Origin of the sequence: Paraburkholderia acidisoli (assembly GCF_009789675.1) — a bacterium.
In the GTDB taxonomy this organism is placed as follows: domain Bacteria; phylum Pseudomonadota; class Gammaproteobacteria; order Burkholderiales; family Burkholderiaceae; genus Paraburkholderia; species Paraburkholderia acidisoli.
Genome location: NZ_CP046913.1, coordinates 1,722,047 through 1,734,977, shown reverse-complemented (window position 1 = coordinate 1,734,977; position 12,931 = coordinate 1,722,047). Strand labels below are relative to the sequence as shown.

10 protein-coding genes are annotated in these 12,931 nt (G+C 66.4%); 7 read left to right on the top strand and 3 right to left on the bottom strand.

The genetic code is table 11. The annotated features are described in order from the left end of the window. Positions 1-109 precede the first annotated feature (109 nt). Complete coding sequence (gene clpB / locus FAZ98_RS07490; RefSeq protein ID WP_158950250.1) at positions 110-2,707, top strand: ATP-dependent chaperone ClpB; 2,598 nt, start codon at positions 110-112, stop codon at positions 2,705-2,707. Positions 2,708-2,846: 139 nt separating this feature from the next. On the opposite strand, the gene FAZ98_RS07485 is transcribed toward clpB, so the two are convergent. The 3 genes from FAZ98_RS07485 to FAZ98_RS07475 all read right to left on the bottom strand — a co-directional run bounded on the left by FAZ98_RS07485 (position 2,847) and on the right by FAZ98_RS07475 (position 6,221). Further along, positions 2,847-3,284, bottom strand: coding sequence for a YidB family protein (locus FAZ98_RS07485; protein ID WP_158950248.1), 438 nt, complete (start codon positions 3,282-3,284; stop codon positions 2,847-2,849). A 103-nt stretch (positions 3,285-3,387) separates the two neighbouring features. Further along, the gene (locus FAZ98_RS07480) at positions 3,388-4,002 is read right to left on the bottom strand and encodes a ComEA family DNA-binding protein (protein ID WP_158950246.1); all 615 of its coding nucleotides are present in this window, start codon (positions 4,000-4,002) and stop codon (positions 3,388-3,390) included. A gap of 245 nt (positions 4,003-4,247) precedes the next feature. Beyond that, on the bottom strand, positions 4,248-6,221 hold the full coding sequence (locus FAZ98_RS07475; RefSeq protein ID WP_158950244.1) for a sigma-54-dependent Fis family transcriptional regulator: 1,974 nt from the start codon (positions 6,219-6,221) through the stop codon (positions 4,248-4,250). 546 nt (positions 6,222-6,767) lie between these two features. On the opposite strand from FAZ98_RS07475, the gene FAZ98_RS07470 reads away from it, so the two are divergent. From FAZ98_RS07470 to lipA, 6 genes are read left to right on the top strand one after another with little or no spacing between them, the layout of a single operon-like run. Next, a complete protein-coding gene (locus FAZ98_RS07470) occupies positions 6,768-7,826 on the top strand; it encodes an ATP-NAD kinase family protein (protein WP_158950242.1) in 1,059 nt (352 codons plus the stop codon). Positions 7,827-7,872: 46 nt separating this feature from the next. Further along, positions 7,873-8,649 (top strand): SDR family NAD(P)-dependent oxidoreductase, encoded by a 777-nt coding sequence (locus tag FAZ98_RS07465; protein ID WP_158950240.1) that lies wholly within the window; start codon positions 7,873-7,875, stop codon positions 8,647-8,649. Between the two features lie 49 nt (positions 8,650-8,698). Then, positions 8,699-9,682 (top strand): thiamine pyrophosphate-dependent dehydrogenase E1 component subunit alpha, encoded by a 984-nt coding sequence (locus tag FAZ98_RS07460; RefSeq protein WP_158950238.1) that lies wholly within the window; start codon positions 8,699-8,701, stop codon positions 9,680-9,682. A gap of 44 nt (positions 9,683-9,726) precedes the next feature. Then, complete coding sequence (locus FAZ98_RS07455) at positions 9,727-10,731, top strand: alpha-ketoacid dehydrogenase subunit beta (RefSeq protein ID WP_158950236.1); 1,005 nt, start codon at positions 9,727-9,729, stop codon at positions 10,729-10,731. A gap of 4 nt (positions 10,732-10,735) precedes the next feature. Then, positions 10,736-11,857, top strand: a complete 1,122-nt coding sequence (locus tag FAZ98_RS07450) for an acetoin dehydrogenase dihydrolipoyllysine-residue acetyltransferase subunit (protein WP_158950234.1) — start codon at positions 10,736-10,738, stop codon at positions 11,855-11,857. 41 nt (positions 11,858-11,898) lie between these two features. Further along, entirely contained in the window at positions 11,899-12,882 is a 984-nt protein-coding gene (gene lipA / locus FAZ98_RS07445; protein WP_158951905.1) for a lipoyl synthase, read from the top strand. Positions 12,883-12,931 lie beyond the last annotated feature (49 nt).

Below are 12,931 nucleotides of genomic sequence, written 5' to 3'. Positions count from 1 at the left end.
TCCACGCATCCGTCGCAAAAATCGGAAAAAATGACGGAAATAGCGCTTGAAACCCGCGCGATCCCCCTCAAATTTGGTGACAGTCCAGAAAACGGAGGTCTCGTTTTAAATGAGAATCGACAAACTCACCACCAAGTTCCAGGAAGCCATTGCCGACGCGCAGAGCCTCGCCGTCGGCCACGATAACCAGTACATCGAACCGGTCCATCTGCTCGCGGCGCTCGTCGCGCAGCAGGACGGTTCCGCGCGTTCGCTGATGTCGCGCGCGGGCGTGCAGGTGCAGGCGCTGCAAAACGCGCTCAACGACGCCATCAACCGTCTGCCGCAGGTGCAGGGCACCGACGGCAACGTCCAGATCGGCCGCGAACTCACGGGCCTGCTCAATCAGGCCGACCGCGAAGCGCAAAAGCTCAACGACACCTATATCGCGAGCGAAATGTTCCTGCTCGCCGTGTCCGAGGACAAGGGCGAAGCGGGCCGGCTCGCGCGTCAGCACGGGCTCACGCGCAAGGCGCTCGAAGCGGCCATCGTCGCGGTGCGCGGCGGCGCGCAGGTACATAGCCAGGACGCCGAAAGCCAGCGCGAGGCGCTCAAGAAGTACACCGTCGACCTGACCGAGCGCGCGCGTTCGGGCAAGCTCGACCCCGTGATCGGCCGCGACGACGAAATCCGCCGCTCGATCCAGATCCTGCAACGCCGCACCAAGAACAATCCGGTGCTGATCGGCGAACCGGGCGTGGGCAAGACAGCCATCGTCGAAGGGCTCGCGCAGCGCATCGTCAACGGCGAAGTGCCGGAAACGCTCAAGGGCAAGCGCGTGCTCTCGCTCGACATGGCGGCGCTGCTCGCGGGCGCGAAGTATCGCGGCGAGTTCGAGGAGCGCCTGAAGAGCGTGCTCAACGACATCGCGAAGGACGAAGGCCAGACCATCGTCTTCATCGACGAAATTCACACGATGGTGGGCGCGGGCAAGGCCGAAGGCGCGCTCGACGCGGGCAACATGCTCAAGCCGGCGCTCTCGCGCGGCGAGCTGCATTGCATCGGTGCGACCACGCTCGACGAATATCGCAAGTACATCGAGAAGGACGCGGCGCTCGAACGCCGGTTCCAGAAGGTGCTCGTCGAGGAGCCTTCGATGGAAGCGACCATCGCGATCCTGCGCGGCTTGCAGGAGAAGTACGAACTGCACCATGGCGTCGAGATCACCGACCCGGCGATCGTCGCGGCCGCGGAGCTGTCGCATCGTTACATCACGGATCGTTTTCTGCCCGACAAGGCCATCGACCTGATCGACGAAGCCGCTTCGAAGATCAAGATGGAAATCGACTCGAAGCCGGAAGAGATGGACCGGCTCGATCGCCGGCTGATCCAGCTCAAGATCGAGCGCGAGGCCGTCAAGAAGGAGAAGGACGAAGCGTCGCAGAAGCGTCTGCAACTGATCGAAGAGGAAATCGACCGGTTGAGCCTCGAATACAAGGATCTCGAAGAGATCTGGACCGCCGAGAAAGCCGCGGTGCAAGGCAGCGCGCAGATCAAGGAAGACATCGACAAGGTGCGCGCCGAGATCACGAAGTTCCAGCGCGAAGGCAAGCTCGAAAAGGTCGCGGAGTTGCAGTACGGCAAGCTGCCGCAACTCGAGGCGCAGTTGAAGCAGGTGACCCAGGCCGAGGCCAACGAGCAGAACAACCCGACGCGTCCGCGCCTGCTGCGCACTCAGGTGGGCGCCGAGGAAATCGCGGAAGTGGTCTCCCGTTCGACCGGCATTCCGGTCTCGCGCATGATGCAGGGCGAGCGCGAAAAGCTGCTGCTGATCGAAGACAAGCTGCATGAGCGCGTGGTTGGCCAGGACGAGGCGATCAATGCGGTGGCCGACGCGATCCGCCGGTCGCGCGCCGGTCTCGCGGACCCGAACAAGCCCTACGGCTCGTTCCTGTTCCTCGGGCCCACGGGCGTGGGCAAGACGGAGCTGTGCAAGGCGCTGGCGGGCTTCCTGTTCGATTCGGAGGAGCATCTCATCCGCATCGACATGAGCGAGTTCATGGAGAAGCACAGCGTCGCGCGCTTGATCGGCGCGCCGCCGGGCTACGTGGGCTACGAGGAAGGCGGTTATCTGACCGAAGCCGTGCGCCGCAAGCCGTATAGCGTGATCCTGCTCGACGAGATCGAGAAGGCGCATCCGGACGTGTTCAACGTGCTCTTGCAGGTGCTCGACGACGGCCGCATGACCGACGGTCAGGGCCGCACCGTGGACTTCAAGAACACGGTGATCGTGATGACGTCGAACCTCGGTTCGCATCTGATCCAGGCGATGGCGGGCGAGCCGCAGGAAGCGGTGAAGGACGCCGTGTGGAACGAGGTGAAGCAGCAGTTCCGCCCCGAGTTCCTGAACCGGATCGACGAAGTCGTGGTGTTCCATGCGCTCGATCGCTCGAACATCGAATCGATCGCGAAGATCCAGCTGCAACGCGTGCAGGAGCGTCTCGCCAAGCTCGACATGGAACTCGTGGTGTCGGACGAGGCGCTGGAGCAGATCGGCAAGGTGGGCTACGACCCGCTGTTCGGCGCGCGGCCGCTCAAGCGCGCGATCCAGCAGCAGATCGAGAATCCGGTCGCCAAGCTGATTCTCGCGGGCAAGTTCGGACCGAAGGACGTGATTCCCGTCGATATCCACGACGGCAAGTTCGTGTTCGAACGCGTCGTGCACTGAGTTGGGCCGGGTCTGCCGCGCAGGCGGTAGGCCTCGAGCAAAAAAGGGCAACGGAGTGATCCGTTGCCCTTTTTTATTGCGAGGCGGTTTATGGCTCGAGCCGCTTTCAGGCCGGCTTTGTGTCTGCTTTATGCCTGCTTTACGCTTGTTTGTTGCCGCCGAACAGCGAAACGAGACCGCCGAGCGTGCCGAGCACGCTTTCCGCGTTGATCTGGCCGCCTTGCGGCACTTCGCCGTTGGGCGTGCCCGCGTTGACGACGTGCGGCAGCACCTGCGCGAGCAGGCCGCCGACCTGATCGGGCTGGAGGCCGACCTTCTGCGCGAGGCCCGAGACGACGTCCGAACCGAGCACGTTGTGGATCTGATCGGCCGACACCGTCTGGTTCGCGCCGTTGCCGACCCACGACTGCACGACGTCGCCAAGGCCGCCTTGCTGGAACTTCTGGATCAGGCCGTTCAGGCCGCCGGGTTGATTGTTGACGAACTCGAGCGCGGTGGCGATCAGCGCGGCCTGGCCGCCGCCTTGTTGCTGCGACTGCGAGCCGAGCAGGGAACCGAGGGAATCTAGCAGACTCATGACGATCTCTCTGAAGAATGGCCGCGTCGGAGGACGGGGCCGGTAGATGAATGGCGCGCTCAGTGCCGCGCGCCGAACGATGCGGCTATGTCTGGCGCCGGGCTCAGGCCCCGGAAGCGGCCGCGTCCGAGGCGGCCTTGCTCTTCTTCGACTTTTTCGGCTTTTTCGCCTTGCTGTCCGACGCCGAGGCGGGTGCGGCAGCGGTGGCGCCGGCCGAAGCGGCGGCGGGCGCGCTCGCCGCCTCCGCGGCCTTGTCCTTCTTGCTCTTGCGCTTCGACTTGCCGGTGGCCGTGTCCGAGGCGGCTTGCGGTGCGGCGGGCGCGGCTGTCGGGGCCGCCGTACCGGCTGCCGGCTGCGTCTGTGCCATGGTCGGATTCGCCGTCGTGGCGGCGGGCGCGGCGCTCTTCATCGACTTCGAGGTTGCCGCGCTCTTCGCCGCGGGCGGCGCCGACGAGCCGTTGATGGTGAGCCCGGCCGCTTCGAGATTCTGCACCGACTTCGGGCCGATACCCTTCACGCGCGTGACGAGGTCGTCGGCGTCTTTGAACGGGCCGTTTTTGGCGCGTTCGTCGAGGATCGCCTTCGCGTGCGCCGGGCCGATGCCCTTGACCGATTCGAGCGCGGTTTCGTCGGCGGTATTGACTTCGACGGCCTGCGCGAACGCGGCCGACAGCGAGAAACCCAACGCAAGGCACAACAACAGCAGCTTCTTGAGCATGGCAATCACTCCATTGAGGGCAAGACAGTTAGCCGGAACGGACGACCCATCCAGTCGAATGGTGCTGCGGTACAAGAATAGGACAGTTGCCGCGTCCGTGAACGGGAGGCGCTCGATTTATACCGGCCGGTTCGTGGCAAGACAATCGCACCGCACAATGTTTAATACTTTTTTCATTCGCGGGCCGTGCGTCGTGCAACAGAACGTGGCGCGCGCAACGGCGTGGCCGGCGCGCTGGCGCCGCGTTACCGTCGATGCGGTGCCACGATGCCGTACTTCGCGATCCGCCGATACAGCGTCGCGCGCGAGATGCCGAGGGCGCGAGCGGCGTCGTTGGGATGCCAGCGATGCGCGGTCAGCGCCGCGGCGATGCGTTCGCGCTCGTCGGCGGGCGGCAACGCGGTGAGGGAAAAAGCGCTGAGCGCCGCGCTGGCGGGCGAATCGAGCGTGTCTTCCGGCAGACGGGCGGCCAGATCCGCGCTCAGATGCCGCGCGTCGACGAGCGCGGCGTCGCATACGGCGCACGCGTAGCGCATGGCGTTGCGCAACTGGCGCAGATTGCCGGGCCAGTCGAACGCGGCGAGGCGCGCCGCGAGCGCGCGGTCGAGCGCGAGCGGGCGGCCCGCGGCCTGCGCTTCCTCGGCGAACACGGTCTCGATCAGCATGGCGATGTCGTGCCGCTCGCGCAGCGGCGGCAGCGCGAGCACGGCGCCGCTCAACCGGTAGTAGAGATCGTCGCGGAACGTGCCCGCCGCGCTCATCTGCGCGAGATCGCGGTGCGTGGCGCAAATCACGTCGAGATTCACGCGCACCGGCGTTTCGCCGCCGAGCGGCAGCACTTCGCCTTCGGCGAGCACGCGCAGCAGGCGCGTTTGCAGCGCGAGCGGCATGTCGCCGATTTCGTCGAGAAACAGCGTGCCGCCGTCGGCCATCGCGATCTTGCCGCGCGCGCCGTGACGCCGCGCGCCCGTGAATGCTCCGGGCGCATAGCCGAACAGCTCGCTTTCGATCAGCGATTCGGGCAGCGCGCCGCAATTCACGGCGACGAACGGACGGTTGCGCCGCGCGCCCGACTCGTGAATCGCGCGGGCGAACACTTCCTTGCCCGCGCCGGTCTCGCCGAGCAGCAGGATGGGCAGGCGCTTGCCCGCCACGCGTTGCGCGACGCGCGCATTGCCGGCGACCCGCGCGTCGGTGCTGCGCAGAAACGGGCCGAGCGCGCTGCGATCGGTTTCCGGCGCGTAGGCGTGCGAAACGGGCGCGGCGGTGCCTCTGGGCGCGCTCGCGGGGCCGCTGCGGCCGAGTGGCGCGCGAATCCGCGCGTAAAGCATCGCGCCGGTGGCGCGCAGACGCAGTGCGGCGATCGCCTCGATACGACCGACGTCGCGCAACTGCACGTGCGACGAATCGAACAGCTCGTCGATATGGCGCGGGCCGTCGAGGCCGGGCACGCATTCGCGCGCGCGCCGGTTCGCCGCGACCACGTTGCCGCTCTCGTCGAAGGCAATCAGCCATTCCGGCTGGGCCTCGACGTAATTGCGGTTCTGATGGCCGAACAGCATCCAGCACGCCGCCGTGCGATGCAGGAAATAGCCGTCCTCGATGAGCGTCGCGCTCTGGCGCACGAGTTGGTTGACGATGCGCTGGCTCTCGCGGTTGTCGGGTGACTGCACCGCCGATGCGTCGAGCACGCCGATCAGTTCGCCGCCCGGCGCGAAGATGGGCGCGGCGCTGCAGGTGAGCGTCGTGAACGCCGCGCGAAAGTGATCGGTCTTGTGCACGGTGATCGGCGCGAGATCGGTGAGCACGGTGGCGATGCCGCAGGTGCCTTCCTCGCTCTCCGACCAGCACGAACCCATATGCAGACCGGCGTGCTTGAAGTCGTGACGGCGCTCGCGATCGATGCGGTAGTCGATGGTCACGCCGTGCGCGTCGGTGAGCATCACGCAGTAATCGGCCTCGCGCACCATGTCGTGCAGACGCGAGAGACATTGCCCCGAAGCGCGTAGAAAGGATTCCTCACGATCGCGGATCTCGCGCAATTCACCGGCGCCCAGTACGCGCGGGCCGATGACGGAACCGGGGTCCAGTTGATAGCGCTCGAACGAGCGTTGCCACGACGAAACGAGCCGCGACGAGTCGGACGGCGCCGGAATCCGGCCTTCGATGGCGCCGCGCACGCGTTCGGCGTGCCGGGTGGACGCAAGGGCGTAGGGCATGACGGTTCCAGACGGTTGCGGACGTTTGCAGACGCTGCTTGCATGACGCGCATGACGTGTTTTGCGATGCGCGAGCTGGCGGACTGCGTCGGACCGGAAAGCGTTCGGCGGGAGTTCGTTGTAGCACATCCTTCGCGCACGATCACACCGCAGCGCAGCACGCGAGACGCGTGAGACGAATGTCTCAGCGTGCGGTTTGGGGGTTTTTTTGCGTGAGGATTGGCGCGGTGCGGCTGGTGCGATAAGGCCTGGGCGGGCGAGGTCGGTGGTATTGCGTGCTGCGAAAGTATCTCAGGCGTGTCTCGTGAGCGAGGCGTGCGAGACGCGGTGCGAGACGTCGAGGTGTGGCTGCTGCTCCTGCCGGAGTGTCGACGATGGCGCGCGAAGCCGCGTCGCTCAAGCGCCTGCATCGAAACCGCATCGAACACTGACGAGTCGCATCGTGATTGGCATGACCTTTGCAGAATTTGCGGGAAATACAGGCGGTGGGACTAAGCGCTGAGGCGCCAAATCCCGCCGACGGCTTTGCCGACAGGAGACAACCTCGTGACGATGCCCGTGACCGTCGGTGTAATCGCGAACCCCGCGTCGGGGCGCGACATTCGCCGCCTCACCTCGCATGCCTCCGTGTTCCCGACCGCGGAAAAAGCGAACATGGTCGTGCGCCTGCTCGCAGGCCTCGGCGCGCTGGGCGTCGAACGCGTGCTCACGCTGCGCGACAACACCGGCGTGGCCGCGTTGCTGCTACGCGCCATCGAAACCCACGCCGCCGTGGCCGCGCACGAACGCTGGCCACGCGTCGATTTCCTCGAGCTGCCCATCACCGAAAGCGTCGCCGACACGCATACCGGCGTGGCCCTCATGGTGCGCGAGGAAGTCGCGCTGATCGCCGTGCTGGGCGGCGACGGCACGCATCGCGCGGTCGCGGCGCATTGCGGTACGACCCCGCTGCTCGCGCTGTCGACGGGCACCAACAACGCGTTTCCCGAGTTGCGCGAAGCCACCGTCGCGGGTCTCGCGGGCGCGCTCGTGGCAACCGGCGCCGTGCCCGCCGAGGCGGCGCTGGTGCGCAACAAGCGGCTCGTCGCGCGCTGTATCGAAGGACCGTCGCGCGGGCGCGAGGAAATCGCGCTCGTCGACATCTGCGTGGCGCGCCAGCCGTTCATCGGCGCGCGTGCGATTTCGGATAGTTCGGATATCGAATCGTTGCTCCTGACCTTCGCGCCGCCCGACGGCATCGGCCTGTCTTCGATCGGCGGCGCGTGGGCCCCCGTGAGCCGCGACGCCGCGCACGGGCTGCATCTGACGTTCGCATCGCCGGAGAGCCAGGGCGAAGGCGTGCCGCTGTTCGCGCCCATCGCGCCGGGCCGGATCGAGCGGCTCACGATGCGCACCTGCCAGCGGCTCGAAGAGGGTGTCGCGCTGCCGCTCGAAGCGGGACACGGCACGCTCGCCTTCGACGGCGAACGCGAGATCGAACCCGCGCGCGGCGACCGCTACGAGGTCTCGCTCGACTGGCATGGCCCGCTGACCGTCGATGTCGCGCGCACGCTGCGCTATGCGGCTTCGCATCAGTTATTGCGCGAGGCGGCGGCGCGAGGGTGACAGGCGCACGAGCGTCGATCGCCAACACCAACCAGGAGACACGCAAATGGATAGCCCTCTGAAGGACCAGGTCGCGATCGTGACCGGCGGCGCACGCGGCATCGGCCGCGGCATTGCGCTCGCGCTCGCGCAGGCCGGCGCCGACGTGCTCGTCGCCGACTTGCTGGAAGACCCGCTCGCGGCCACCGCCGAAGACGTACGCGCCCTTGGCCGGCGCGCGGCTATCTGCAAGGTCGACGTCACCCAGGCCGTGCAACTCGAAGGCATGGTGCGGCAGGCGATCTCGGAGTTGGGCGGCCTCGACATTCTCGTGAATTGCGCGGGCGTGATCTCCATTCAATCGGTGTCCGAACTAACGGAGCGCGACTGGGACTTCGTGATGGACGTGAACGCCAAGGGCACGTTTCTCAGCTGCAAGGCCGCGCTGCCGCATCTGCTCGCGCAGCAACGCGGCCGCATCATCAATGTCGCGTCGATCGCGGGCAAAGAGGGCTTCCCGAATCTCTCGCATTACAGCGCCTCGAAATTCGCGGTGGTGGGCTTCACCAATGCGCTCGCGAAGGAAGTGGCGCGCGCGGGCATCACCGTCAACGCGATTTGTCCCGGCATCGTGCGCACCTATATGTGGGACCGGCTTTCCGACGAATGGAAGAACGCGGGCGAGAGCGTCGAGGAGTCGTGGCAGCGCCATCAACTCACGCTGATTCCGCAAGGCCGGGCGCAAACGCCGGAGGACATGGGGCGGCTCGCCGTGTTCTTCGCGACCATGGACAACGTCACGGGGCAATCCGTGAACGTGGATGGCGGCTTCACCTTTCATTAGCCGATTGACTTCGCAGCAACCCACTCAGCGGTCGACCCAGGAGACAACCATGTCAGTCAACACGCAGTTGAACACCGAGCAGTTGCTCAAGGCGTATCGTTCGATGCGCACGATCCGCGAATTCGAGGAGCGTCTGCACACGGAATTCGCGACCGGCGAGATTCCCGGTTTCGTGCATCTCTATGCGGGCGAGGAGGCCTCGGCGGTCGGCACGATGAGCCATTTGAACGACAGCGACTACGTGGCCACCACGCACCGCGGCCATGGTCATTGCATCGCCAAGGGCGTGGACGTGCACGAGATGATGGCCGAGATCTACGGGCGCAGCACCGGGTCGTGCCGCGGCAAGGGCGGCTCGATGCATATCGCCGATCTCTCGAAGGGCATGCTGGGCGCGAACGGCATTGTCGGCGCGGGCGGGCCGCTCACCTGCGGCGCGGCACTCGCGGCGAAGCAAAAGAAGACCGGCGGCGTGGGCGTGTGCTTTTTCGGCGACGGCGCGTCGAATCAGGGCGTGATTTTCGAGTCGATGAATCTGGCTTCCGTGTGGCGTCTGCCCGTGATCTTCGTGGCCGAAAACAACGGCTATGCCGAAGCGACGGCCGCGACGTGGTCGGTGGCCGCCGACAACATCGCCGATCGCGCCAACGGTTTCGGCATGCCGGGCGTGATCGTCGACGGTTTCGACTTTTTCGCCACGTATGAAGCGCTCGGCGAGGCCATCGCCCGCGCGCGCAGCGGTGGCGGCCCGACGCTCATCGAAATGAAACTGTCGCGCTATTTCGGCCATTTCGAAGGCGACGCGCAAACGTATCGCGCGCCCGGCGAAGTGCAGAAACTGCGCGACGAAAAGGATTGCCTCAAACGCTTTGAAGAGCGCGTGGTGCGCGCCGAACTCGTGCGCACCGACGAATTGCGCAAGGTCGACGCCGAAGTGAAACAGTTGATCGACGACGCGGTGGCGAAGGCGAAGGCCGCGCCGCTGCCGCCCGCCGAGGCGCTGCTCACCGACGTGTACGTGTCGTATCCGTGAACCGCATCGGCATTTAATCAGGATTCCAGATCAAGGAGACGAAAATGGCACGGAAAATCACTTATTCGCAAGCCATCAACGAGGCACTGGCGCAGGAAATGGCACGCGACGAGAGCGTGATCGTGATGGGTGAGGACAATGCGGGCGGCGCGGGCGCGCCCGGCGAGCAGGATGCGTGGGGCGGCGTGCTCGGCGTGACGAAGGGGCTGTACGGCAAGTTTCCGGGGCGCGTGCTGGACACGCCGCTTTCTGAGGGCGGCTTCATCGGCGCGGCGGTGGGCGCGGCGGCGTGCGGCATGCGGCCGGTCGCGGAGCTGATGTTCATCGACTTCATGGGCGTGTGCTTCGACCAGATCTTCAATCAGGCCGCGAAGTTCCGCTATATGTTCGGCGGCAAGGCCGTCACGCCGGTCGTGATTCGCACGATGTGCGGCGCCGGTTTGCGCGCGGCGGCCCAGCACTCGCAAATGCTCACGTCGCTATTCACGCACGTGCCCGGTCTCAAGGTCGTGTGCCCGGCCACGCCGTACGACGCGAAAGGCCTGATGATCGAGGCGATCCGCGACAACGACCCGGTGATCTTCTGCGAGCACAAGCTGCTCTACACGATGGAAGGCGACGTGCCCGAGGAGTCGTATTCGATTCCCTTCGGCGAGGCGAACATCCTGCGCGATGGCGACGACGTCACGATCGTCACCTACGGCCGCATGGTGCATTACGCGCTCGACGCGGCGCAGAAGCTCGCGAAAGACGGCATCGAGGCGGACGTGATCGATCTGCGCACGACTTCGCCGCTCGACGAGGACACCATCCTCGAAAGCGTGGCACGCACCGGCCGCGTGGTGGTCGTGGACGAAGCGAATCCGCGTTGCTCGATCGCCACCGACATCGCGGCGCTGGTCGCGCAAAAGGCGTTCAAGTCGCTCAAGGCGCCCGTCGGCATGGTCACGGCGCCGCATACGCCGGTGCCGTTCGCGGCCTCGCTCGAAGACCTCTACATTCCCTCGGCGGACCAGATCGCCGCTGCCGCGCGTGCCGCAAGGAGCTGACGCAATGCCGATCCATATGATCACGATGCCCAAATGGGGTTTGTCGATGGAACAAGGCCAGGTGAACGGCTGGCTCAAGGCGCCGGGCGATCTGGTGAAGAAAGGCGACGAGTTGCTCGACGTGGAGTCGGACAAGATCGCGTCGGGCGTCGAGTGCGCGTTCGAAGGCATTTTGCGGCGGCAGATCGCGCAGGAGGGCGACACGCTGCCGGTGGGCGCGCTGCTTGGCGTGGTGGCCGATCCGGAAACGTCGGAGGCTGAAATCGACGCGGCAGTCGGCGAATTTCAGCGCGATTTCGTGCCCGCCAAAGCGGGCGATGCCGATGCCGGCCCGCAACCCGAAAAGGCGCAGATCGGCGGGCGCACGATGCGCTGGCTCAAACTCGGCGATGCCGAAGGCGTCCCCGTCGTGCTGATTCACGGCTTTGGCGGCGATCTCAACAACTGGCTCTTCAATCATGCCGACCTCGCGGCGGCGCGCACGGTCTGGGCGCTCGACTTGCCGGGCCACGGCGAGTCGGCCAAAGCCGTGGAGAGCGGCAGCCTCGACGAACTCGCGCAAAGCGTGCTGGCGTTCCTCGACGCGCAGCAGATCCCGCGCGCGCATCTCGTCGGCCATTCGCTCGGCGGGGCGGTGGCGATGACGCTGGCGCAACAGGCGCCGGAGCGCGTGGCGTCGCTGGCGTTGATCGCGAGCGCGGGGCTCGGCGCGGAGATCGATCACGCGTATCTAGAGGGCTTCGCCGCGGCCGCCAACCGCAATGCGCTCAAGCCGCACGTGGCGAAACTGTTCGCCGATCCGGCGCTGGTCACGCGCCAGCTCGTGGAGGATCTCGTGAAGTACAAGCGGCTCGAAGGCGTGCAGGCGGCGCTCGGCAAGATCGCGGGGCAGGTGCTTGAGGGCGGCGCGCAGCGGCGCGTGTTCCGCGACCGGCTCGCGACGCTCGCGCCGCGCGTGCTCGTGATCTGGGGCGAGGTCGACCAGATTATTCCGTCGCGTCATGGGCAAGGTCTCGCACCGGGCGTGCAGGTCGAGGTGATCGCGGGCAAGGGGCACATGGTGCAGATGGAGGCCGCGCAGGACGTCAACCGCCTGCTCAAGGCGTTCTTCGGCGCGGGAGCCTGATCTTGCCAACCCCGCTCGTGCCCAACCTGCCGCAAGGCGGAATGCGCAGTACGGCGTCGTCCACGACTGCGCTCGGCCAGCACGGCGCGCGCAGCCGCGACAAGCTCGCGCGCATTCCCGTGAAGATCGTGCCGCCCGCGAACGCCAGCGCCGTGCTGCCCAAGCCGCCATGGCTGCGCGCACGGCCGCTCATGAGCGAAACCGTTGCCAGCGTGGCGGCCGTGCTGCGCGAACACCGGCTGCATTCGGTGTGCGAGGAGGCGATGTGCCCGAACATTGGCGAATGTTTCGCGCAGCGCACCGCGACGTTCATGATCATGGGCGGCTTGTGCACGCGGCGTTGTCCGTTCTGCGATGTCGCGCACGGGCGCCCCGCGCCGCTCGACGCCAACGAACCCGCGCATCTCGCGAATGCCGTCGCTGCGCTCGGGTTGCGGCATGTGGTGATCACCTCGGTCGATCGCGACGATCTGCGCGACGGCGGCGCGGCGCATTTCGCGCGCTGCATCGCGCTCGTGCGCGAGCGCGTGCCCGGTATCGGCGTGGAGGTGCTGACGCCGGATTTTCGCGGGCGCATTGCGCGCGCGCTGGAGGCGTTCGAGGCGGCATCGGCGTGGCCCGACGTCTTCAATCACAACGTCGAGACCGTGCCGTCGCTGTATCGTGCGGCGCGGCCGGGCGCCGATTATCGCGGCTCGCTCGATCTGCTCGCGCGCGTGAAAGCGGCGCACGAGGAGATCGTCACCAAGTCGGGGCTGATGGTCGGACTCGGCGAAACGGATGCGCAACTGCACGCGACGATGCGCGACCTGCGCGAGCATCGCGTAGAAGTGCTGACGATCGGGCAGTACCTCGCGCCGTCGCGGTTTCATTTGCCGGTGCAGCGTTACGTGACGCCGGACGCATTCGCGGCGTTGCGCGCGGCGGGGCTGGCGATGGGCTTTCGCGAAGTGGTGGCGGGGCCGCTCGTGCGGTCGTCGTATCACGCGGCGCAGACGGTGGAGGCGGCGTTGCAGCGCGGATAATCGCGTCGATAAATTGCAACTAACAGCCCGCGCGTTTCCGTCATACGAA

Bases quoted from the DNA above. Each gene is read 5' to 3' on its own strand.
- clpB (WP_158950250.1), top strand. From the start codon at position 110: ATGAGAATCGACAAACTCACCACCAAGTTCCAGGAAGCCATTGCCGAC.
- FAZ98_RS07485 (WP_158950248.1), bottom strand. From the start codon at position 3,284: ATGAGTCTGCTAGATTCCCTCGGTTCCCTGCTCGGCTCGCAGTCGCAG.
- FAZ98_RS07480 (WP_158950246.1), bottom strand. From the start codon at position 4,002: ATGCTCAAGAAGCTGCTGTTGTTGTGCCTTGCGTTGGGTTTCTCGCTG.
- FAZ98_RS07475 (WP_158950244.1), bottom strand. From the start codon at position 6,221: ATGCCCTACGCCCTTGCGTCCACCCGGCACGCCGAACGCGTGCGCGGC.
- FAZ98_RS07465 (WP_158950240.1), top strand. From the start codon at position 7,873: ATGGATAGCCCTCTGAAGGACCAGGTCGCGATCGTGACCGGCGGCGCA.
- FAZ98_RS07460 (WP_158950238.1), top strand. From the start codon at position 8,699: ATGTCAGTCAACACGCAGTTGAACACCGAGCAGTTGCTCAAGGCGTAT.
- FAZ98_RS07455 (WP_158950236.1), top strand. From the start codon at position 9,727: ATGGCACGGAAAATCACTTATTCGCAAGCCATCAACGAGGCACTGGCG.
- FAZ98_RS07450 (WP_158950234.1), top strand. From the start codon at position 10,736: ATGCCGATCCATATGATCACGATGCCCAAATGGGGTTTGTCGATGGAA.
- lipA (WP_158951905.1), top strand. From the start codon at position 11,899: ATGCGCAGTACGGCGTCGTCCACGACTGCGCTCGGCCAGCACGGCGCG.